The organism is Stenotrophomonas sp. ATs4 (assembly GCF_051861585.1).
Taxonomy (GTDB): Bacteria; Pseudomonadota; Gammaproteobacteria; order Xanthomonadales; family Xanthomonadaceae; genus Stenotrophomonas; species Stenotrophomonas maltophilia_AS.
In genome coordinates this window covers 334,641-358,516 of sequence record NZ_JBLYPK010000004.1, presented here as the reverse complement: position 1 = coordinate 358,516, position 23,876 = coordinate 334,641, and the positions used below count along the sequence as shown (strand labels likewise).

At 61.9% G+C, this 23,876-nt stretch carries 17 protein-coding genes; all 17 read left to right on the top strand.

Translation table 11 applies throughout. From position 1 onward, the window contains the following. The first annotated feature begins 251 nt into the window (after window positions 1-251). The 17 genes from dnaA (at window position 252) to ABR323_RS09640 (ending at window position 22,955) form a co-directional block, all read left to right on the top strand. Entirely contained in the window at window positions 252-1,583 is a 1,332-nt protein-coding gene (gene dnaA / locus ABR323_RS09720; RefSeq protein ID WP_135275644.1) for a chromosomal replication initiator protein DnaA, read from the top strand. Window positions 1,584-1,859: 276 nt separating this feature from the next. Then, window positions 1,860-2,960 (top strand): DNA polymerase III subunit beta, encoded by a 1,101-nt coding sequence (gene dnaN, locus ABR323_RS09715; protein ID WP_135275645.1) that lies wholly within the window; start codon window positions 1,860-1,862, stop codon window positions 2,958-2,960. Window positions 2,961-3,875: 915 nt separating this feature from the next. Next, on the top strand, window positions 3,876-4,970 hold the full coding sequence (gene recF, locus ABR323_RS09710) for a DNA replication/repair protein RecF (RefSeq protein WP_439449134.1): 1,095 nt from the start codon (window positions 3,876-3,878) through the stop codon (window positions 4,968-4,970). Window positions 4,971-5,082: 112 nt separating this feature from the next. After that, window positions 5,083-7,542 (top strand): DNA topoisomerase (ATP-hydrolyzing) subunit B, encoded by a 2,460-nt coding sequence (gyrB, locus tag ABR323_RS09705; RefSeq protein ID WP_439449133.1) that lies wholly within the window; start codon window positions 5,083-5,085, stop codon window positions 7,540-7,542. A gap of 67 nt (window positions 7,543-7,609) precedes the next feature. Next, entirely contained in the window at window positions 7,610-8,455 is an 846-nt protein-coding gene (locus ABR323_RS09700; RefSeq protein WP_439449132.1) for a lysostaphin resistance A-like protein, read from the top strand. A 71-nt stretch (window positions 8,456-8,526) separates the two neighbouring features. Next, window positions 8,527-9,333, top strand: a complete 807-nt coding sequence (locus ABR323_RS09695; RefSeq protein ID WP_439449131.1) for a M48 family metallopeptidase — start codon at window positions 8,527-8,529, stop codon at window positions 9,331-9,333. A gap of 132 nt (window positions 9,334-9,465) precedes the next feature. Continuing rightward, window positions 9,466-10,659: a tetratricopeptide repeat protein gene (locus ABR323_RS09690; RefSeq protein ID WP_439449130.1), complete on the top strand. Its 1,194-nt coding sequence runs from the start codon at window positions 9,466-9,468 to the stop codon at window positions 10,657-10,659. 143 nt (window positions 10,660-10,802) lie between these two features. Beyond that, window positions 10,803-11,471: an energy transducer TonB gene (locus ABR323_RS09685; protein WP_439449177.1), complete on the top strand. Its 669-nt coding sequence runs from the start codon at window positions 10,803-10,805 to the stop codon at window positions 11,469-11,471. Window positions 11,472-11,566: 95 nt separating this feature from the next. After that, a complete protein-coding gene (gene exbB / locus ABR323_RS09680) occupies window positions 11,567-12,328 on the top strand; it encodes a TonB-system energizer ExbB (RefSeq protein ID WP_093820368.1) in 762 nt (253 codons plus the stop codon). Between the two features lie 57 nt (window positions 12,329-12,385). Then, window positions 12,386-12,811: an ExbD/TolR family protein gene (locus ABR323_RS09675; RefSeq protein WP_012509603.1), complete on the top strand. Its 426-nt coding sequence runs from the start codon at window positions 12,386-12,388 to the stop codon at window positions 12,809-12,811. Window positions 12,812-12,814: 3 nt separating this feature from the next. Next, window positions 12,815-13,228, top strand: coding sequence for an ExbD/TolR family protein (locus ABR323_RS09670; RefSeq protein WP_004132666.1), 414 nt, complete (start codon window positions 12,815-12,817; stop codon window positions 13,226-13,228). Between the two features lie 199 nt (window positions 13,229-13,427). Next, window positions 13,428-14,888: a cardiolipin synthase gene (gene cls, locus ABR323_RS09665; RefSeq protein WP_439449129.1), complete on the top strand. Its 1,461-nt coding sequence runs from the start codon at window positions 13,428-13,430 to the stop codon at window positions 14,886-14,888. Window positions 14,889-14,928: 40 nt separating this feature from the next. Further along, on the top strand, window positions 14,929-15,198 hold the full coding sequence (locus ABR323_RS09660) for a hypothetical protein (protein ID WP_135275652.1): 270 nt from the start codon (window positions 14,929-14,931) through the stop codon (window positions 15,196-15,198). Between the two features lie 9 nt (window positions 15,199-15,207). Beyond that, entirely contained in the window at window positions 15,208-15,951 is a 744-nt protein-coding gene (locus tag ABR323_RS09655) for a pyridoxine 5'-phosphate synthase (protein ID WP_439449128.1), read from the top strand. 142 nt (window positions 15,952-16,093) lie between these two features. Continuing rightward, window positions 16,094-17,185: a PA0069 family radical SAM protein gene (locus ABR323_RS09650; RefSeq protein WP_439449127.1), complete on the top strand. Its 1,092-nt coding sequence runs from the start codon at window positions 16,094-16,096 to the stop codon at window positions 17,183-17,185. A gap of 265 nt (window positions 17,186-17,450) precedes the next feature. Next, the gene (locus tag ABR323_RS09645; RefSeq protein WP_439449126.1) at window positions 17,451-20,705 is read left to right on the top strand and encodes a DUF6531 domain-containing protein; all 3,255 of its coding nucleotides are present in this window, start codon (window positions 17,451-17,453) and stop codon (window positions 20,703-20,705) included. A 15-nt stretch (window positions 20,706-20,720) separates the two neighbouring features. After that, window positions 20,721-22,955 carry an RHS repeat-associated core domain-containing protein gene (locus ABR323_RS09640; protein WP_439449125.1) on the top strand — a complete coding sequence of 745 codons (2,235 nt, stop codon included), beginning with the start codon at window positions 20,721-20,723 and terminating at the stop codon, window positions 22,953-22,955. The last annotated feature ends 921 nt before the right edge of the window (window positions 22,956-23,876 follow it).

Genomic DNA, 23,876 nt, shown 5'->3' with positions numbered 1-23,876 from the left:
GGCCTCTCGTATGAATGGGACGGAAAGAACCGGAAATTTTAGAGAGGTACCCCACCCCGCGTCAACCCCCTGGAGCTACGCGAATTCACTGGCCTGTGCAATAGCTGTGGATGTTTTTGTGAATAAGTAGGGGACAAGCATTCCGAAGCCCTGCGCTCGGTGGTAGTCTGAGCCATCCATTTCCCCCCTTTCCGGCCTGTGTTTGGGCGCCTTGTCGCGTCCACGCCCCGGCCACCGGACGATTATTGCTGATGGATGCCTGGTCCCGAAGTCTCGAGCGCCTCGAAGCGGAGTTCCCGCCGGAAGACGTTCACACCTGGTTGAAGCCGCTGCAGGCCGATCTGCGCGCTGACAGCCTGGTGCTGTATGCACCGAATGCCTTCATCGTCGATCAGGTCCGCGAGCTGTACCTGGCGCGGATCCGCGAACTGCTGGCCCACTTCGCTGGTTTCAGCGACGTTTTTCTTGAAATCGGCTCGCGCCCGCGCCCGGTGGAGGCGCAGAACGCGCCGGTTTCCACGCCGTCGGCGCATGTTTCCAGCGGACCTCAGGTGCCGTTCGCCGGCAACCTGGACAATCACTACACCTTTGCCAACTTCGTCGAAGGCCGCAGCAACCAGCTGGGCCTGGCCGCGGCCTTCCAGGCGGCACAGAAGCCGGGCGACCGGGCGCACAACCCGCTGCTGCTGTACGGAGGCACGGGCCTGGGCAAGACCCACCTGATGTTCGCCGCGGGCAACGCCATGCGCGAGGCCAATCCGGGCGCGAAGGTGCTGTACCTGCGCTCGGAACAGTTCTTCAGCGCGATGATCCGGGCCCTGCAGGAAAAGACCATGGATCAGTTCAAGCGCCAGTTCCAGCAGGTGGACGCGCTGCTGATCGATGACATCCAGTTCTTCGCCGGCAAGGACCGCACCCAGGAAGAGTTCTTCCACACCTTCAACGCGTTGTTCGATGGCAAGCAGCAGATCATCCTGACCTGCGACCGCTATCCGCGCGAAGTCGAAGGCTTGGAAGCGCGCCTGAAGTCGCGGCTTGCCTGGGGCCTGTCCGTCGCGATCGAACCGCCGGACTTCGAGACCCGTGCCGCGATCGTGCTGGCCAAGGCACGCGAACGCGGTGCCGAGATTCCCGATGATGTTGCGTTCCTGATCGCCAAGAAGATGCGCTCCAACGTGCGCGACCTCGAGGGCGCGCTGAATACCCTGACCGCCCGCGCCAATTTCACCGGCCGCGCGATCACCACTGACTTCGCCCAGGAAACCCTGCGCGATCTGCTGCGCGCCCAGCAGCAGGCGATCAGCATTCCCAACATCCAGAAAACCGTTGCCGACTACTACGGCCTGCAGATCAAGGATCTGTTGTCCAAGCGCCGGACCCGCTCGCTGGCCCGTCCGCGCCAGGTTGCCATGGCACTGACCAAGGAACTGACCGAACACAGCCTGCCTGAGATCGGTGATGCCTTTGCCGGTCGCGATCACACCACGGTGCTGCACGCCTGCCGCCAGATCCGCACCCTGATGGAAGCCGACGGCAAGCTCCGCGAAGACTGGGACAAGCTGATCCGGAAGCTGAGCGAATGATGCACGTGCGCCGATAAGGCGTCATCGCATAAAACGGTGCAGAATCCGGTAGCAAGCGCGGGACAGCATGTGGATAAAAATGCCGCTCGATTTCGAGGTAGATTTATCCACAGCTTTCCCCACCCTCTTGGGGCTGGTAATGCAGAGGGTTTCGAGGCAGATAAACCTTTTGTTTACAAAGACTTAGCCTTGTTTTCCAGCGATTCTGGCTCTACCAGCACCACCAAGCTTTTGATTTATTCCATATTTTTTTAAAGCATAGGGGCACGGAACCACATGCGTTTCACACTGCAGCGCGAAGCCTTTCTCAAGCCGTTGGCACAGGTCGTCAACGTGGTCGAACGCCGCCAGACCCTTCCGGTTCTGGCCAATTTCCTGGTTCAGGTGCAGAACGGCCAGCTGTCGCTGACCGGCACCGACCTGGAAGTGGAGATGGTGTCGCGGATCGCGGTTGAGGACGCCCAGGACGGCGAAACCACCATTCCCGCCCGCAAGCTGTTCGAGATCATCCGCGCCCTGCCTGACGGCAGCCGGATCACCGTCTCGCAGACCGGTGACAAGATCACCGTGCAGGCCGGTCGCAGCCGTTTCACTCTGGCCACCCTGCCCTCCAATGACTTCCCGTCGGTGGATGAAGTGGAAGCCACCGAGCGTGTCGCCATCGGCGAAGCGACGCTGAAGGAACTGATCGAGCGCACCGCGTTCGCGATGGCCCAGCAGGACGTGCGCTACTACCTCAACGGCCTGCTGTTCGATCTGCGCGGTGATGCCCTGCGTACCGTCGCCACCGACGGCCACCGCCTGGCCCTGTGTGAAACCGATCTGGCCAAGCCGAGCGGTTCCAAGCGCCAGATCATCGTGCCGCGCAAGGGTGTGACCGAACTGCAGCGCCTGCTGGAAAGCGGTGATCGTGAGATCGAGCTGGAAGTCGGCCGCAGCCACGTTCGCGTGAAGCGCGACGATGTGACCTTCACCTCCAAGCTGATCGACGGTCGTTTCCCGGATTACGAAGCGGTGATCCCGATCGGCGCAGACCGTGAGGTGAAGGTCAATCGCGAATCCCTTCGCGCCTCGTTGCAGCGCGCAGCGATTCTGTCCAACGAGAAGTACCGCGGCATCCGCGTGGAAGTCTCGCCGGACAACCTGAAGATCAGCGCGCACAACCCGGAACAGGAAGAAGCCCAGGAAGAGATCGAGGCCGATACCACGGTCAGCGATCTGGCCATCGGCTTCAACGTGAACTATCTGCTGGATGCCTTGTCCGCCCTGCGCGACGAAGAAGTCATCATTCAGCTGCGCGACTCGAACTCCTCGGCGCTGGTGCGTGAATCCAGCAGTGAGAAGTCGCGCCACGTGGTGATGCCGCTGCGTCTCTGACGGTAGCGCTGTTCCACGTGGAACCGAACGACGCCCGGGATCTTCCCGGGCGTTTTTTTTGGTTCCACGTGGAGCATTGGCGGGAACTGGAGAGCAGGAGTAGTTCAGACGCGGCACCACCTGTGAATGGGCCGATTGATTTCGGCTGCCATTGCCAGAACTCAGGTAGGTTTTCCGTCAACGTTGACGGCGGGCAGTTCCGGCGAGCGAAGCTGATCTCATGTTTGAGCGCAGTGGTTGCTGGCCCTGCTGACGCCACTGTCCACAGGGCCCGTTCGTGCCGGATCGGGTCCTGCCTAGCTTCTAAATCTGGGTATAAATCTAAAGCATGGTGGTGATGGTAGCGCCAGATTTGGTGGAAAAATGCATTATCTATCTGATTTGTAAAGGTTTTATGCACCTGAAACCCCCTGTATAGAGGCACGTCAGGCTGGGGGTGAACCTGTGGATAGTTTCGAGCCGGGCTGAAAACGGTTTTTTTATCCACAGATTGCCCATACGTTGTGTATAAGTCATACATGGTCCCTGTGGACAGCGTGAAACGGCTGGTCTGAATTTCTTGAAATCTGTGGAACCCTCCTGGGCATCGGCCCACAGATTTGAAGGAAACGGCGGGCTCGTCGCCGAACCGGCCGTCGAGACGACCGGGAGGCATCCGCGAAATGCTGCTGAATTCGTTGAAATCTGGGGATCTACGCCCAGCAGCCCTCGCAGAATGGAAGGATTCTGGTGTGCATACAGACCTGCATGCGACTGGTTGAGGGGAAAAGATCACGTGGAACATCTGAGTGCGGGCCTGACGTGACCCTCGTCTCCAGATCTGCAGCCGATCCGGCACGGCTGGCTTGACCGATGCAGTAAGCTGATGGATTCCCCGCTCCTCTACCGCCCCGTGCGGATGGTCCTTCGCGCCCCATGCAGATCCGCCGCCTTGCCTTGCACCAACTGCGTCGCTTCAGTGCGGTGGACCTGTCGCCCCAGCCGGGATTGAACCTGCTGACCGGCGACAACGGTGCCGGCAAGACCAGCGTGCTCGAGGCCCTGCACCTGATGGCCTATGGCCGCAGTTTCCGGGGGCGCGTTCGCGATGGACTGGTGCGCCAGGGCCAGGAAGCGCTGGAAATCTTCGTGGAATGGGACGAACAACGTGCCAATCACCCGCCGCACCGCCGAAAGGCTGGCCTGCGCCACAGTGGCCAGGACTGGAAGGGGCGATTGGACGGCGAGGATGTCGCACAGCTTGGCAATCTCTGTGCTGCGCTGGCCGTGGTGACGTTCGAACCGGGCAGCCACGCACTTGTGAGTGGCGGTGGTGAACCTCGCCGGCGTTTCCTCGATTGGGGCTTGTTCCACGTGGAACCGGATTTTCTGTCCTTGTGGCGCCGTTACTCACGTGCATTGAAGCAGCGCAACGCCCTGCTCAAACAAGGCGGGCCGTCGCGGATGCTGGATACCTGGGATCACGAGCTGGCCGAGGCGGGCGAGCCGCTGACCAGCCGCCGACAGCACTACCTGGAGCGGTTGCAGCAGCGAACCGTGGCTTTGGCGGCGGAACTGGCTCCCCAGCTGGGTATCCAGGCCATGGAGCTGAGTCCGGGTTGGCGGCGGCATGAATTTCCTCTCGCAGATGCCCTGCTGCTGGCCCGCGAACGTGATCGCCAGGCGGGCTACACATCGGTTGGTCCGCACCGCGCAGACTGGAGCGTGGACTTCCACAGCATTCCCGGTCGTGATGCGCTGTCCCGTGGCCAGGCCAAGCTGACGGCTCTGGCCTGCCTGCTGGCCCAGGCTGAGGACTACGCGGAACAGCGCGGGGAATGGCCGGTCATCGCCCTGGATGATCTGGCTTCGGAGCTGGATCGCACCCATCAGGCGCGGGTACTGGAGCGCCTGTTGGCTGGCCCGGCCCAGATCTTCGTTACCGCCACCGAATCCCCGGCGGCGCTGCAGGAACTGACCCACATCGCCCGGTTCCACGTGGAACATGCACAGATCGTGGCTGTGCCATAGTGGACCCGACAAGGCCGATCAGCCCCGGCTGGTATAATTCAGGCTGCTATCCCTTCATTCTCGGCCTATCGCTACCCGCGGTGGCCGACCTGCGGAGCCTACGGCAAGCGCAATGACCGACGAACAGAACACCCCGGCAAACACCGGCAACTACGACGCCAACAGCATTACGGCCCTGGAAGGCCTGGAAGCTGTCCGCAAGCGCCCTGGCATGTACATCGGCGACGTCCATGACGGCACCGGTCTGCATCACATGGTGTTCGAAGTTGTCGACAACTCCATCGATGAGGCGCTGGCCGGGCATGCCGACAATGTGTCGGTCACCATCCACGCCGATGGCTCGGTTTCGGTGTCCGACAACGGTCGCGGCATTCCGACCGGCAAGCACGAGCAGATGAGCGCCAAGCTGGGTCGCGAAGTTTCTGCGGCCGAAGTGGTGATGACTGTCCTGCACGCAGGCGGCAAGTTCGACGACAACAGCTACAAGGTTTCCGGCGGTCTGCATGGCGTCGGTGTCAGTGTGGTCAACGCGCTGTCGCAGAAGCTGCTAGTGGACGTGTTCCAGGGCGGCTTCCATTACCAGCAGGAATTCAGCAATGGCGCCGCGGTCAGCCCGCTGGCGAAGCTGGAGGCCACCACCAAGCGCGGCACCACGGTGCGCTTCTGGCCGTCGACCGTCGCATTCCACGACAACGTGGAATATCACTACGACATCCTCGCCCGTCGCCTGCGCGAACTGTCGTTCCTGAACTCCGGCGTCAAGATCGTCCTTGCCGACGAGCGCGGCGATGGCCGCCGCGATGACTTCCACTACGAAGGCGGCATCCGCAGCTTCGTCGAGCATCTGGCCCAGCTGAAGACCCCGCTGCACCCGAACGTGATTTCCGTCACCGGTGAGCACAACAACATCGTGGTGGACGTGGCGCTGCAGTGGACCGACTCCTACCAGGAGACGATGTACTGCTTCACCAACAACATTCCGCAGAAGGACGGCGGCACTCACCTGGCCGGCTTCCGCGGTGCGTTGACCCGCGTGCTCAACAACTACATCGAGCAGAACGGCATCGCCAAGCAGGCCAAGATCAACCTGACCGGCGACGACATGCGCGAAGGCATGATCGCCGTGCTGTCGGTGAAGGTGCCGGATCCGAGCTTCTCCAGCCAGACCAAGGAAAAGCTGGTCAGCTCCGACGTGCGCCCGGCCGTGGAAAACGCCTTTGGTGCGCGCCTGGAAGAGTTCCTGCAGGAAAACCCGAACGAAGCCAAGGCGATCGCGGGCAAGATCGTCGATGCTGCCCGCGCCCGTGAAGCCGCGCGCAAGGCCCGTGACCTGACCCGCCGCAAGGGCGCGCTGGATATCGCCGGCCTGCCGGGCAAGCTGGCCGACTGCCAGGAAAAGGATCCGGCGCTGTCCGAGCTGTTCATCGTCGAGGGTGACTCGGCAGGTGGCTCGGCCAAGCAGGGGCGCAACCGCAAGAACCAGGCGGTGCTGCCGCTGCGCGGCAAGATCCTCAACGTGGAACGTGCACGCTTCGACCGCATGCTGGCCTCCGACCAGGTAGGTACGCTGATCACCGCGCTGGGCACCGGCATCGGCCGCGACGAGTACAACCCGGACAAGCTGCGTTACCACAAGATCATCATCATGACCGACGCCGACGTTGACGGCGCCCACATCCGCACGCTGCTGCTGACGTTCTTCTACCGTCAGATGCCGGAGCTGATCGAGCGCGGTTACGTCTACATCGGCCTGCCGCCGCTGTACAAGATCAAGCAGGGCAAGCAGGAGCTGTACCTGAAGGACGACCCGGCGCTGGACAGCTACCTGGCCAGCAATGCGGTGGAAAACGCCATGCTGGTGCCGGCCGCCGGCGAACCGGGCATCGAAGGTGCCGCGCTGGAAAAGCTGCTGCTCACCTTCGCCGGCGCGCGCGATGCGATCGAACGCAATGCGCACCGCTACGACCGCAACCTGCTTGAAGCGCTGGTCGACTTCATGCCGATGGACCTGGCCAACCTGCGCAACGCCGGCGAAGGCCACGGCCTGGACGCGCTGGCCAAGCGCCTCAACCAGGGCAGCCTGGGCAGTGCGCGCTTCAGCCTGGAACTGCAGGAACCGGCCGACGAACGTCCGGCTGCCGTGCTGGTGACCCGTCGCCACATGGGCGAAGAACATATCCAGGTACTGCCGCTGGCGGCCTTTGAAGGCGGCGAACTGCGCGCCATCTACCAGGCCGCGACGCTGCTGCATGGCCTGGTGCGCGATGGCGCGACCATCGGCCGTGGCGCCAAGTCGGTCGAAGTCGACAGCTTCGCCAAGGCGCAGGCCTGGCTGCTGGACGAAGCCAAGCGCGGCCGCCAGATCCAGCGCTTCAAGGGCCTGGGTGAAATGAACCCGGAACAGCTGTGGGACACCACGGTCAATCCCGATACCCGTCGCCTGCTGCAGGTGCGTATCGAAGATGCCGTCGCTGCCGACCAGATCTTCAGCACCCTGATGGGCGATGTCGTCGAACCGCGTCGCGACTTCATCGAAGACAACGCGCTGAAGGTCGCAAACCTGGATATCTGACACAATCGGGTCATGGCCGGTGCGCGGGGAGGTGCACCGGCCTTCGACCCTTGAACGCAGGTAACTGATGTCCGCTTCTGCCCCGGTTTCCGCCCCGCCCCCGATTCCGCCGGCCTCTGCCGCGCCGCGTGCGGCCTCCCCGTTGGCGGGTTTCTTCATCGACCTGGGCATTGCCGCCGTTACGCTGTTCGGCTTGAGCCTGATCAGCGGCCTGCTGTGGGGCCTGTACCGCGGCGTAGTGGTCGGATACGCCAACGTGCAGGCCAATGGTGGCGCGCCCGACGCCGGTTCGGTGGCGGCTTCACTCGGCCAACCCGGCGCGCTCGCACAGATCCTGATGGCCCTGTTCGCCACCGGCGGTGCCGCGTTGCTGCTGTACTTCTGGCGCCGCCCCGCCAATGCCGTGGAGCGCAACGCTTCGCGCCAGGCGCTGCGCCGCCCCTCCACCTGGGGCTGGACCCTGCTGGTGGCGACCCTGATCGTGCTCGGCAGCAACGGCATTGCCTTCCTGGCCAAACAGTTCGGCATTGAGCCGGTGCCCACCAACCTGGCACTGATGCAGAGTGCGATCGCGCGCTTTCCGCTGTTCCTGGTGCTGTTCGCAGTGGTGCTGGCGCCTGCCTACGAAGAGCTTCTGTTCCGTCGCGTGCTGTTCGGCCGCCTCTGGCAGGCAGGCCGTCCGTGGCTGGGTCTGGTGTTGAGCAGCCTTGCCTTCGCCCTGATCCATGAAATTCCCGGCACCAGTGCCAATGGCCCGGCCGAGATCGCACAGCTGTGGCTGGTCTACGGCGGCATGGGCGCGGCGTTCTGCTGGCTGTACCAGCGCACCGGCACGCTGTGGGCGGCGATCACCGCGCATGCGTTGAACAACGGCGTGGCCCTCGCCGCGCTTGTATTCTTCGGGGCAACGTAACGCCCTGTCCGCTTGACGAAAGATTAAGCCGTTACGCTACACACTGCGCATATGAACACGGGGGTGCATCCATGAAACAACTGCTGCTGGCCCTTGTCATTACCCTGTTGGTCAGTGCCTGCGCGACAACGACCTCCCCCACCGGCCGCCGGCAGATGGTGGGTGGCGTGTCGCAGGCGCAGCTGGACCAGCTCGGTGCGCAGGCGTTCGCCGAAACCAAGCAGAAGGAAAAGATCAGCACCGATGGCCGTCAGAACGGCTATGTGCAGTGCGTGGTCAACGCCCTGGTCGCGCAGCTGCCGCCCCAGTACCGTGGCGTACGGTGGGAAACGGCCGTGTTCGTCGACAAGGAGCCCAACGCATTCGCCCTGCCCGGGGGCAAGGTCGGTGTGAACACCGGCATCTTCACCGTGGCCAAGAACCAAGACCAGTTGGCTGCCGTAATCGGCCATGAAATCGGCCACGTCATTGCCCGTCATCATGAAGAGCGCATCACCCGCCAGATGGGCGCACAGACCGGCCTGGCGGTGCTCGGCGCGCTGGCCGGTGCTGCCTACGGGGATGGCGCCGCCAGTACCGTCAACCAGCTCGGCGGCATGGGGGCACAGACCGCCTTCCTGCTGCCGGGTTCGCGCACCCAGGAAAGCGAGGCCGACGTGATCGGCCAGCGGTTGATGGCGCGGGCGGGGTTCAACCCTGCGCAGGCCGTCGATCTATGGCAGAACATGATGGCCGCCAGTGGCGGTCGCAGCCCACAATGGCTCTCCACCCACCCTGATCCAGCCAACCGGATCCAGGAACTGCGCCGCGATGCACCGGGCTTGACCCCGGTCTATCAGCAGGCGCAGGCGGGTGGACTGCGGCCAAAGTGCGGATGAGTGCGCAGTTTCATGCTGTATTGCAGCACATAAAACGATTTCTCACGCCATCTGTTTCTGATACGTTTGGCGGCTCAGATTTTTCTGACAGTCCGACTTTGCCGCTAACCGGCGGTTCGATCGAGGTGAACGATGATTTTCCGTAACCACAAAGCAGTGCTTTCCGTCCTCGTCGCGACCGCCCTGACCGGCGCCGTGGTCACCGATGCCTTCGCGCAGTCCTCGCGCTCCTCCGAGCGCGGCAACCGCGGCGGCAGCAGCAAGCAGGCCAAGGCCGAGGCGCTGTACCCGAACGCGACCCGCCAGGAGCCGTCGGTCAAGGCCTCGGCCAAGATGGGCAGCAAGCTGCAGAAATTGATCGACAGCTACAACAAGGAAAAGTTCCCGGAAACCCGTACCCAGGCCGACGAGATCCTGGCTGACAGCGCCGCGAACGAGTACGACAAGTCGCTGGCCGCGCAGCTGGCTTCGCAGGCCGCTTACCAGACCGACGACACCCCGGCTGCCGTCGCCTACCTGAAGCAGGTCCTGCAGTTCAACGGCCTGGACAACAACGGCCACTTCCAGTCGATGCTGATGCTGGGCCAGCTGGAGCTGCAGGAAGACAAGACCGCCGAAGGCCTGGCGACCCTGGACAAGTACTTCGCCGAGAGCAAGTCGACCAAGCCGGAAGAGCTGATCGCCAAGGGCCAGGCGCTGTACCAGCTGGAGCGCTACCAGGAAGCGATCCCGGTGCTGAAGCAGGCCATCGCCGGCTCGGCCGAGCCGAAGGACAACTGGAACCAGCTGCTGATGGCGGCCCTGTCCGAAGCCGGCCAGTCGGGTGAAGCGGTCAAGGAAGCCGAGGCGCTGGCAGCCAAGAACCCGAGTGACAAGAAGGCCCAGCTGAACCTGGCCAGCATGTACATGCAGGCCGAGCAGATGGACAAGGCGGCTGTGGTGATGGACAAGCTGCGCAGCAGCGGCCAGCTCACCGAAGAGCGCGAGTACAAGCAGCTGTACTCGATCTATGCCAATACCGAGCACAAGGAAAAGGACGTCATCGCGGTCATCAACGAAGGGTTGCAGAAGGGCATCCTGAAGCCGGACTACCAGGTGTACCTGGCGCTGGCCCAGTCCTACTACTACTCCGACCAGGTGCCGCAGGCGATCGATGCGTGGCAGAAGGCCGCCCCGCTTTCCAAGGACGGTGAGACCTACCTGAACCTGGCACGCGTCCTGCATGCCGAAGGTCGCGTCCCCGAGGCCAAGCAGGCCGCCCAGCAGGCGCTGGCGAAGGGCGTGAAGAACCAGGCTGATGCCAAGAAAATCATCAACCTGAAGTAAGTAGGAATAACGCCTGAATGCCTGCTCGGTTGATGCGCAGGCGCTCAGGATTGGTATAAGCTTGGAGGTTCCTGCGGTGTCATGCACCGCTGATCAGGGATTCCGCCCCCGGCATCCCGGCCCCACTATTGAGCTCTTGGCGCATGACGGAACAACTAGTCGTTCACCGGTACGAACAACCCGATGACAAGGGGCTGAGCTGGCCTCGCATCGTCGGCATCGCGTTTGTAATTGCCCTGCATCTGGCCGCCTTCATGATGCTCCTCATCCCCGCCGTGGCTCCCAAGGCCGTGGCAGATAAGGAGCGTAATGTCATGGTGACCATCGTAGACGCGCCGCCGCCGCCGCCCCCGCCGCCGCCGCCGCCGCCGCCGACGGATACTCCGCCGCCGCCGGTGAAGAACCTGTCGCCGCCGAAGCCGTCGCCGGTTCCGCCGCCGCCGCAGGCGCCGGTCGTGGACGTGCCGGAGCCGCGCCCGAGCGACATCGTCACCCCGCCGTCGCCGCCGTCGCCGCCGGCTCCGCCGACCTCGATCGAGGCCAGCGTGGACATCTCGTCGAAGGCCATGAATCCGCCGCGCTACCCGCCGGCAGCCTTCCGCGCTGGTATCCAGGGCGAAGTGATCCTGATCATTGATGTCGATGCCAGCGGCAACGTCACCAATGTCACGGTGGAAAAGTCCAGCCGTAACCGCGATCTGGACCGTGCTGCGATGGAAGCTGCCCGGAAGTGGCGTTTCAACGCCGCCGAAGCTGGCGGTAAGAAGGCTGCTGGCCGCGTCCGCGTCCCGGTCAACTTTGCACTGAACTGATGTGGCCCGGGTGGCCGCCTGGCCGCCCTCGCCCCCGGTTCGATTGTTTAGCTTAGCTACACCCTTTATCACCACACACAACAAAGGTAAGCGTCATGCTGCAGGAAATTTTCATCGCCGCTGCTGCCGGGGGCAATCCGTCCAACGCCCTGTCGCAGATGGGCTTCGAGCATCTGATCCACGAAATGACCACCAAGCCGGGTGATTTCGCGGTCTCCTGGGTCGTGCTGCTGACCCTGGTCGTCATGTCGGCCATGTCCTGGTACTGGACCGTCATCAACATCTTCCGTGCTACCCGCCTGAAGAGCGCCGCTGATCGCGTCGTCAGCCTGTTCTGGGATACCCCGAACGCGCAGGACGCCATCCGTGCGATGGAAGAGCAGCCGGCTTCGGAGCCGTTCTCGAAGATCGCACTGGACGCTGCCCAGGCTGCTGCGCACCACCAGCGTGCTGAAGGCGGCGCTGCTGGCGGCGTCGGTGAGAACCTGAGCCGTTCGGAGTTCGTCGACCGCGCTCTGCGTCAGGCCGTGACCCGCGAAAGCAACAAGCTGCAGTCGGGCATGACCCTGCTGGCCACCGTCGGTGCGACCGCTCCGTTCGTCGGTCTGCTGGGTACCGTGTGGGGCATCTACGGCGCGCTGATCAAGATCGGTGCCACCGGCTCCGCTTCGATCGACGCCGTTGCCGGCCCGGTGGGTGAAGCGCTGATCATGACCGCCATCGGTCTGTTCGTCGCGATCCCGGCCGTGTTCGCCTTCAACTTCTTCAGCAAGATCAACAGCGCGACCATCAGCAAGTTCGATACCTTCGCGCACGACCTGCACGACTTCTTCGCCACCGGTTCGCGCGTCCGCTAATTGCGACGCGCTGTACCCAGCGAGAACGTAGTCAACACGATCTAGACGGAGCCCGTTATGGCTTTCAGTAGTGGTAACAGCGGCGGCCCCATGGCCGACATCAACGTTACGCCCCTCGTGGACGTGATGCTGGTGCTGCTGATCATCTTCATCATCACGGCGCCCCTGATGTCCCACAAGGTCAAGGTGGATCTGCCGGAGGCCAACCTGGTCCAGAAGCCGGACGACACCAACGATCGCAAGGGTCCCATCACCTTGGCAGTCAAGGAAGATGGCTCGATCTACTGGAACGACGAAGAAATCAACAAGCAGACTCTCGAGTCGCGCTTGGCGACCGCCGCCCAGCAGACCCCGCAGCCGCCGTTGAACCTGCGTGGTGACCGCACCACCAAGATGCGCGTCATCAACGAGATGACCAAGATCGCGCAGGAACAGGGCATGCTCGACGTCGGCTTCGTTGCGACCAAAGAGAAGGGGCAATAAGCCATGGCATTCAGTAGTGGTGGTGGCAAGGGCCCCATGGCAGACATCAACGTTACGCCCCTCGTGGACGTGATGCTGGTGCTGCTGATCATCTTCATCGTGACCGCGCCGATCATGACGTACCCGATCGCCGTGGACCTGCCGCAGCGCGTGCTCAACCCACCGCCGCAGCTGGTCGAACCGCCGCCGCCGATCGAATTGAAGATCGACGCCAGCAACCAGGTCTCGTGGAACAACAGCCCGATCAATGCGAGCGAGCTGCAGCAGCGGATGGAGCAGGAGGTCCAGCGTGACCCGACCAACCAGCCGGAACTGCGCATCGACGCCAGCCCGGATTCCGAGTACGACGTAATGGCCAAGGTTCTGGCTGCTGCGAAGAATGCTCAGATGAAGAAGATCGGCTTCGTGCAGCAGTAATACGTACTACCGCAGCACAACAGTCATGACGCGACTGCAGACGCCCCTGGAAACAGGGGCGTCTTTTTTTGCGCGGGGGTCAGGGCCCTTTCCTGCGGAAAGGGATCCGACCCCGTCGGCCGCCGGTTGCCAGGGTCAGATCCCTTCCCGCAAAGGGCTCTGACCCCATCACTACACTCGCGCCCGCTATGATCGGCGGATGCTCGCCCTCTTCGACTCCCTGCGTCACTGGCTGGATGGCATCGCCCACCTCGGCACGATCCTGGCGGTGGCCTACCTGCTGTACCTGTTCGCGCTGGCGGGCTGGATCATGCTGCAGAAGCGCGAGCCTGTCGCCACGCTGAGCTGGATCCTGTCGCTGGCGCTGCTGCCCTATCTCGGCCTTTTCATCTACTACCTGCTGGGCCCGCAGAAGGTGAAGCGGCAGCGCCTGCGTCGCGGGCGTGCGCGGTCGGGCATGGAGCATTACAGCGACGTGTGCCCGCCCGATGCCGACTGCACCGAGCTTGCCAAGATCGCGCAGGCAACCACTGGACTGGCACCGAGCAGTGCCACCGAAGTGACCTGGCTGGTGGACGGTGCCGCCACCTACGCGGCGCTGTTGGAGGCCGTCGCGCAGGCACGCGATCACGTGCATCTGGAGTACTACATCTTCAACCCGGACCATGCCGGCACCGCTCTGCGCGACGCGCTGGTGGAACGCGCGCGGGCCGGCGTGCAGGTGCGCCTGCTGCTTGATGCGGTGGGGTCCTCTGCCCTGCCGCGGCGCTTCCTGCAGCCGCTGCTCGATGCCGGCGGCGAAGCGATCTGGTTCCATCCACGGCAACTGTTGAAGCCGTTCAAGCGCCCGTGGTTGAACCTCCGCACCCACCGCAAGCTGGTGATCGTCGACGGCCGCCTGGCCTTCACCGGTGGCATCAACATCACCGACGATGAAGACGAAAGCCGCAGGAGCGATGCCTACCGCGATCTGCACATGCGCATCCGTGGTCACGTGGTGCGTAGCCTGCAGCTGGTGTTCGCCGAGGACTGGCTGTACGCCAGTGGGCAGGATCCTTCACGGATGGATATCGCACGCCTGTGGCCGGCCGACATGCCGTTGCGCGCGGATGGCCCGATCAACGCCCAGGTGCTGGTTTCCGGCCCGGACTCGGGCTGGGAAACCATCCATCGCCTACACGTGGCGGCGATCCAGGAAGCGCACGAGCGGGTCTGGCTGGTCACGCCCTACTTCGTCCCGGGGGAAGCGGCGCGGATGGCACTGACCTCGGCCGCGTTGGGCGGCCTGGACGTGCGCCTGCTGGTGCCGAAGATGAGCGATTCCTGGTTCGTCACCCAGGCCGCGCGTTCCTACTTCGACGAGCTCCTGCATGCCGGCGTGAAGATCTACGAGTACGGCCCGCGCATGCTGCATACCAAGGCCTTCATCGCCGACGATGATGTCTGCATCGTGGGCAGTGCCAATTTCGACCATCGCAGCTTCCGGTTGAACTTCGAGCTGTCGATGATGATCAGCGATCGCGACCGTGTTGCCGCCCTGGCCGAACTGCTGCAGGGCGAATTCGACCGCGCCACCCGGGTGAACGACCAGGCGGGCCGTTCGCTATGGCTGCACCGCCTGCCCGAGGCGTTCGCGCGGCTGGCCTCGCCGCTGCTCTGACGCAGCGCTACACTGCGGCGATCATCCGGGGAGCCCGACTATGTATTGGTTGTACCTGCTGTTGGCGCTGGGCTGTTTCGCCTTCGCCCTGAAGACCCCCAACGCCGGGCTGATGACCTTGTGCCTGCTGGCTGCCCTCGGATTTCTGCTGGCCTGGGTACGTGGCCGTTATGTGGCCCGCTTCGGCGATCTGCAGCGCGACCCCGCCACCCTGGTCGACGCCGAAGAACTGCGCCGCCTGCGCGAACAGGCCCAGGCCCGTCGCAGCACCGCCCCTGACGAACACGACCCGTCCCCTCTTTCCAAGTAGTTCCGTTCCATGACCCAGCTCAGCGTCAACGTCAACAAGATCGCCGTCCTGCGCAACTCGCGCGGCGGTGCCGAACCCGACGTGGTGCGTGCCGCCCAGGCCTGCCTGGATGCCGGTGCGCACGGCATCACGGTGCACCCGCGGCCCGACCGTCGCCACATCACCGCCGAGGACGTGCTGGCCCTGTCCACGCTGACCCGCGCGCGTGGCGTTGAATTCAACATCGAAGGCAATCCGTTCGCGCCGCCGCGCGAGGGCTACCCCGGGCTGCTGCCGCTGTGCGCGCAGACACGCCCGGCCCAGGCCACCCTGGTACCGGATGGCGATGGCCAGATCACTTCCGACCACGGCTTTGACTTCGAGCGCGACGCGGAGCGCCTGCGCCCGCTGATCGCCGAACTGAAAGCGATGGGCTGCCGGGTCAGCCTGTTCGTCGATGCTGGCAATCCGCTGCTGGAGCAGGCCGCCGAGGTCGGTGCCGACCGCATCGAGCTGTACACCGGTCCCTACGCCGAGGCGCATGCGGCCGGGAATCCCGACGCGATGCTGGCGTTGTTCGCGACCGCAGCACGCCGTGCACAGGCGGTGGGCTTGGGCGTCAATGCCGGCCATGACCTGTCGCAGGACAACCTGCGTGATTTCCTGGCCAACGTGCCGGACGTGCTGGAGGTCTCGATCGGCCACGCGCTGATCGGCGAGGCACTGTATGACGGGCTGGATGCCACCGTGCGCGGGTATCTGGCGTTGCTTTGATGCATTGCAGCCGAGTGTAGGCTCGGCTCTACAAGATCTCTGCATCAACTGTAGAGCCGAGCCCATGCTCGGCTCAGCACCGTCCTGAATCCTTCAGGCGGCCGTCGCAGCCATTGAGACAGCCACGGCGTACCTTGCCGCAATGGGTATTTCGATCAAAGGCCGAGGTTCCACGTCCCACCTTGCCGGGCGCTTTGAAAGCACCGTCAGCGAGGCGGTGGACGACGGCTGGGCGGTCGACGAGAGCGAGGAATTCCTTGCGCCGCGCCTGCGCACCGAGGTGCGTGCCGAAACCGCGCGCAGCATCATCACCCGCAACAATTCGCCGGACGTGGGCTTCAGCCAGTCGGTGAATCCGTATCGCGGCTGCGAGCATGGCTGCTCGTACTGCTTTGCGCGTCCCTCGCACGCGTATCTCAACCTGTCGCCGGGCCTGGATTTCGAAACCAAGCTGTTCGCCAAGGCCAATGCGCCGCAGCTGCTGCGCAAGGAACTGTCGAAGCCGGGCTACGTGCCGCAACCGATCGCGCTGGGCATCAACACCGATGCGTACCAACCAATCGAGCGCAAGTTCAAGCTGACCCGCCAGCTGATCGAAGTGATGCTGGAGACGAAGCATCCGTTCTCGCTGATCACCAAGAACGCGCTGGTTGAGCGCGATATCGATCTGCTTGCGCCGCTGGCGGCGGAGAACCTGGTCAGCGTGCACTTCTCGGTGACCTCGCTGGACCCGCATCTATCCGCAAAGCTGGAGCCACGCGCGTCTGCACCGCATGCACGGCTGCGTGCGATGAAGCGCCTGCATGAGGCAGGTATTCCGGTTGGGGTGATGGTGGCGCCGGTGATCCCATGGATCAACGACAGCGAACTGGAAGCCGTACTGGAGGCCGCGCACGATGCCGGCGCCAGCACCGCAGGCTACGTGCTGCTGCGCCTGCCGCTGGAAGTGGCACCGCTGTTCCGCGACTGGCTGGACACCCATCATCCCGATCGCGCCGCGCATGTGATGAGCACCATCCAGCAACTGCGTGGCGGCAAGGACTACGACAGCCAGTTCGGTACGCGCATGCGTGGCCAGGGCGTATATGCCGATCTGTTGAACAACCGCTTCAAGCTGGCGCGCAAGCGGCTCGGCTTCAATGCGCAGAACAGCCACTGGCCGAAGCTGGATTGCAGCCGGTTCCTGAAGCCGTTGCCGCCGAAGAAAGATACGCCCCAGGGTTCGTTGTTCTAAGGCTACCTCTGGCAGGAGTGATCTTCTTCAGCGGTGCGGCAGCGTCCATGGCATCTCGTGGCGGATATAGCGCTCGCTTGTCGCTATCGACATCAATGCTCATGACGGTGATGGCATCCTCTTCGCTGTATCGGCGATCAACAGTCGTACACGCGCATCTTTGCTCTACTCAATGAGCTGAACATCAGATTACTATCTGGGCCCCTGAACCATTTGCTCAGGGGCGAGTGGAATCCGATCCAGGAATTCAAGGAACACCAAGAGCATGAAGCTCCGTTCGACAAGTACGTCTGCTACCGCCCTTCTGTTGATCCCATTGATGATGACAAGTACCTGGTGGGTACCTGTCGCTTCTGCGAGGAAGGCAACTCATGTCTACCTTCAAAACAAAGACGGAAGCTCCGATATCCAAAATATGGACAGGGTCAACGCTATCCGTCCGCCCTCCTCCACCGCAATCGCTTCTTCGGGTGTGATCTCCATCGGCCGGGGTGTGTCCTACCACTCCGATATCTCCATGCCTGCCAAAACGGCGCTGGAACAGCAAACGGATGATCGCCGTGACGACTGCAGTGAACGCAAGGGCAATCCTGTCGTTCTCTACACCGGCAACAAGGTGGAGATCGAGCGCGACTTCACCGTCAATGGGGAAATGGGTCTGTTCCTCGAACGCACCTACAATCACCACTGGAGTGCCGCAGGTCTGTTCGGCAATCACTGGATCAGCAACTTCGACTACAGCCTGGCGTTCTCCAACGCACAGAAAACGGCGTGGGCACAGCGCCCGGATGGCCGACGCATCAAGCTGATCTGGAATGAGGCCCAAGCGCGATGGAACGAGGATCGCGCCAAGCCGATCGCGTACCTGGCGAAGAACAGCGATGGAAGTTTCACGCTGAACAATGAAGAGCTCGGAATCGAACGCTACAACGCAGACGGCTACATAACCGAACTCCGTAACGAGCAAGGCGTGTACTGGAGCTTTGCCTACATCAACAAGTACCTGCAGACGGTCACCCACTCGTCAGGTCGAAGCATCCAGTTCACGTGGAACAACGGTCTGCTGACTCAGGCCAAGGACCCGGCTGGGAATGTCTACCAGTATGGCTATACCGCCGACGTGTTCGGAGCGGGGCGTGCCCGCCTTGCAAGCGTAACGCTGCCAGCTGCGCCGCAGACGACCATTACCTATCACTATGAAGACGCGCGCTATCTGGGGGGATTAACCGGAAAATCCTATAACGGCGTGCGGTACTCCACCTTCGCATACGATGCCAACAAGCGAGCGACGCTATCGGAGCATGCCGGTGGGATAGAGCGGCATACCTTCAGCTACGCGGTCGAGAGCAGTGCGCCGGTGGCGGCACCTCCCGCGCCTGCCAGGCCGGGGGGTGTCCGCGGCAGCGAAGAGACCGGGTGGTGTGAGTACAACCCACGCCAGGGCCAGATCTGCATTCAACCCCGCTCGCTGCCGGGTGGTCCGATCCAACTCGCCGCACGTAGCGGGTCAAAGAGCACGCTTCTGGCGGCAACGGATGACCGGACGCGTCCGGTCAAGCTGAAAGTCAGTGAGACCAACCCATTGGGACGTACCACCACGTATGCCTACGAGGATGGTCGTCAGGTGTCGGTGACCGGAAGCCGGTCATCGACCTGCCCTGCGAGCTACAAGGAGCGCACGTACGATGCCAACGGAAACCCGGATATCGTTCATGACTTCGTCGACAACATTACTGACTTCGACTACAGCCCCGAAGGCAACCTGCTGAAGAAAAGCGAGGCCGTTGGAAGCTCGGCCGAACGCGCCACGCTCTATCAATGGGACACGGCAGGACGTCATCTGCTGAAAGAAACGATTGTTGGCGATAGCGAAACCACCTTCACCTACGATGGCAGAGGCAACGTCAGCTCAGCGACGATACGCAATTTGACGGCGGTCGGTGTAAACGGCCAAGCAAGAACCACCCATTACACCTACGCCTATCATGCTAACGGGCTGACGGCTTCCATCAAAGAGGATGGTCTTCTGGCACAGGACGACATCACGTCCACATTCGATGCGAAGGGAGATCTGTCCAGCGTCACCAATGCATTGGGACACAAGGTGACGTACTCGGCCTACAACGAACTGGGCTTGCCGGGACGCATTACCGGTGCCAATGGTGATGTCCGCGAAATCACCTACGATGCTCGTGGGCGCGTGCTGACGGATCGAATCAATATGGGCTCGGGTTGGGCCACGACGACGACGACCTACAACGCGACCGGCGATATCGCTAGCGTGACCACACCTGTTGGAATCAGGACCCAGTACGGCTACGACGCAGGACGTCGACTGCTGACCGAAGTGTATCCACTTGGCAATGGCACTTGGTCATGGACGCGACATAGCTACGATACGGCTTCAAACCGCACCCGCAGTGAGAAAGCCTTCACCGACTATGCCGGTGACAGCATGGTCAAGGGCGTCGTCGATGGCGTCATCCACGATACACAGTGGAACTGGTTCGTCAGCGGTTGGGCGTGTTCAACGGGTTCACGGAGCTCCATTCTGGTGGACGCGTACGCAGATGGTGGTGTGTACATTGGCGGTTCGCAGGCAAACCTGGCGAGTGAGCCTGGCGTCGCAGCGGAGTGCGGCACCAGTGGAACGAGCTATCGGTTCGAAATTCCACTGACGCTGGCCAACCGGCAGAAGCTGGGGGATCGCAAGATCGTGGTATACGGCATCTCGCCGCTTGGCAGCAGCAGCAATCGTTCGCTGGGCAACTCGGGAGTATTTGCAATCCCCAGCGCAAACATCACCGGAGATATCGGAGGTGTTGTGCAGGATGCCGGTTGGAACTACACCGTCGAAGGCTGGGCATGTTCGATCGGTGTGGATGCGTCGATCGACGTGCACGTATACGCGGGTGGAGCAGCGGGCGGCGGTACCTACGTGGCGAGTGCACGCGCGGACCATGCCTCTGATGCGAACATTGCCAACGCATGCCAAGCGCAGGGCCGTGCTTACTACTTCCGAATACCGCTGGATACAGGCATGCGCGCTTCCCATGGCGGGAAGAGCATCTACATCCACGGCATCTCACCCGTCGGTGGCCACAATCTGACCATCAATCGATCAGGTGCTTTCTCCATTCCGGCGATCACGCGGACCGCCGACCTCGTCACTGCTTCCGCTGCGCCCACGCACATCTTCAATGGCCAGTCATCGAGTGTGACCTTCCAGTTCCGGAATACTGGCAATGTCATCTGGACTCCAGGCGACACCTACATGGTGCTCAAGACACTTCGCACCAGCGACGCCATCGGGCTTTCTGGTCCGGTAGCACCTGGTGGAGTAGCCACGTTCACCGTGAATGTGGCGCCGGTGAACAGTGGTAGCGGCGTGGCTCAGTTCCAGTACCTGGGTCAGTTGGCCTCGGGGCCTACTGCCTGGGGCCCACAAGGCCAGGTAACCGTGAGAGCAGAGAACGACAAGGGCAGTTGCAACCCGAAATTCTGTGAAGAACCGCGCTAAGGAAAGCCCAGGAACATGTCGAGCATCGCTTTGGCCCTGATTGGGCTCAATACCATTGTTTCCGCAGTGAACTACGAGTATGACGAGCTGGGACGGCTTGTAGCCGAGCGAACCGATCAAGGGCGGAACATCCGTTACGCCTACGATCTGGAGGATCGTCTGATCCAGACGACCGATTCACAGAATCGTGTGACGAAGTTTTCCTATGATCCTCGTGGACGCCTTCTGGTTCAGACCGACGCCAATGGAGGAACGACGCGCCTTGCCTATGACAAGGGAGATCGTCTCACCTCCGTCACCGATCCTCGTGGATTGACAACGACCTATCAAACGGACGGCTTCGGGCAACTATGGGCGCAGAACAGCCCCGATACGGGGCGAACCGACCATGAGTACAGCGCGACCGGTCAGCGGATCGCGACAGTGCGCAGCGATGGTAGTTCGATTGGCTATGGCTATGATGGTCTCGGCCGTTTGATTTCCCAGAATGCGGAAGGTCAGCAACAGACCTACGCCTATGACAACTGCCTCAATGGCAAGGGGCGGCTGTGCTCGCATGCCGCACCGGGTACCAGTGCTCGATTCACTTACTCCCCGCAGGGACAACTGGTGAGCCGAACGGACCAGACCGGGCTGGCAGGCAAGGTCAGCGAAGGTACGGTCAGCTATACGTACGACGGCATCGGAAGGAACAGCACCATTACCTATCCCGATGGAGCCGTTGCCAAGTACACCTACAGCAGCCTTGGCTACCCACACTCACTTTCACTGACCAAGGGCGCCGTGACCCAGGAGATCATCGGTGCGAGCGAGTACACTGCACTTGGTACGCTTCAACGCATGCCCTATGGCAACGGACTGGTGCAGAGCTACGCGCTGGACGCGTCTGGCAGGTTGGAAGCCAAGGCCGTGCGCAATCAGCAGGCCACCGCGTTGAGCCGTACTTCGTATCGTTACAACGGTGATAATGAGATCGTTGGGATCAGCGACGATGTGACCACGAACCTCAGCCAGACGCTGGGATACGACAGCCTGGGGCGGCTGAACACGCTGGCGCGCTCCGGTGTTACCTATACGCTCAGTCACGACGCGGGTGGAAACTACACTGCGCTCAATGCCGCGACGGAAGCAACGCGCTATGCCATTGATGCGAAGAGCAACCGCATGCTGGAGTTCACCAACCAGGATGGAACCCGTATCTATCAGTACGACGCGCTCGGAAACCGTATCAGCGAAACATCCGGTAGTCGCGTCTCCACCTTCACCTACGGACCATTCAACCGCATGGTGCAGAGCAGTGTGGGTGGGCAGCGTACGGACTATCTGCTCAATGCGCAGGGCCAGCGCGTGGGTAAGAGCGGCACCAGCTCAGCCAGCCGCTACTTTTATGCTGGTCAAAACCAACTGTTGTCAGAACAGTCAGGCACAACGTGGACGAACTATCTGTGGTTCGGGGGGGAGCTGGTCGGCATCGACCGAAATGGGGCTGTCAGCTTCGTGCACAACGATCATCTTGGCCGACCTGAGTATGCGACCAACAAGGCCCAGCAGGTGGTGTGGAAGGCGTACAACTACGCATACGGTCGCAGCGTTGTGAAGGACGACATCGGCGGGCTGAACATCGGTTTCCCGGGGCAGTACTACGACAGCGAGAGCGGCCTCTGGTACAACGGCTTCCGCGACTACGACGCGAGTGCGGGGCGATATGTGCAGAGTGATCCGATTGGACTGGGGGGCGGGCCAAACACCTACGCATACGGGGATGGAAACCCAATAGCAAGGCTTGACCCATTAGGGCTCAAGGGATGTGATTGTCAGTCGGCGTCCTTTGCGGAAATCAGAGACTCGCTGCCAAGCAAGGGGGCATTAAGCCAAGTTGTTGATGGTGCAACCAGTTACAAGGACGGGCTCGCTTGGGGAATAGCTGCAGCCGTATCGAGCGGAGGCGCTATGGGAGCCCCCGCTCAGAACGATGTATCAAATGCTAACTACCTATTCTCAGGTGCTTTGATCCAAACTGGGGAGCACCTGCAACAGACGGGAACCATCGTGGCCGCAGCAGTAAGCAAATACCCGTTGCAATTGGCTTCCCGGGCTGCAGTTGCGTACGCAGTCGGCTCAGCATTTGGTCGTAAGACGGGAATTAAACTTGCAGCGCTCGCAATGTATGGATCTGCGATCAAGGCGGCTCACAGCAATTCCGGTGCATTGGCGGTTGCCGCTGTCTTGGGAGAGGATGTGTGCGAATGAAAGTACCTTTTGGGTTCTCCTGTCCCAGCTGCAATGCTCAAGGACAGAGATTTCATCTTTCCGATATGATCGAGAGGAAAGTAAGCACAAGATGCGATAATTGTGATGCGAAGATTGTGTCTGAGCTTAGTCGCATAAAATCGGGAATTTGCTATTTGATAGCTTTGCTCGCACTGGCACCGGTAGGAGTCACCTTGGTTGCAGCTATCTTGACTGCACAATGGGGCTTGTTCGCTGTGGCACTAGTCGTGGGCAGTGTCCTGATCTTCGTTCCCTCCATGGTTCTTCATTCGCGGAATGCGAAGCTGCAAACGGTAATGATTCGGCCGGAGCGATACGGGCAGAAAGGATGGCCAGATAGCTAGCGCCCGAGAACACTTAGCCCACACCAGAAAATTCTGAGAAATACAGAGCAGGATTCAGCTGGACACGATGATATTGATGTCCTGAGCAGACGGGAGCAACCTGGGCGAACTATCTGGGGTTCGGGGGCGAGCTGGTCGGCATCGACCGCAATGGCGCGGTCATTTTCGTGCACAATGATCACCTTGGCCGACCTGAGTATGCGACCAGCAAAACACAGCAGGTGGTGTGGAAGGCCTACAACTACGCGTATGGTCGCAGCGTTCTGAAGGACGACATCGGTGGGCTGAACATCGGTTTCCCAGGTCAGTACTACGATGGCGAGAGCGGGCTCTGGTACAACGGCTTCCGCGACTACGACGCGACTACGACGCGACTACGACGCGACTACGGGGCGATATGTGCAGAGCGGTCCGATTGGGTTGGCGGGGGGATGAACACCTACTACGGTCCCGCTGGTCGGGTGGCCTCTACTGCTACCGGTCTAGTGGCTGGCTACGCCACTGGTGCGTTGACTGAGACACCAACCCTATATGGCGGATTCGTTGAGGTTACAAC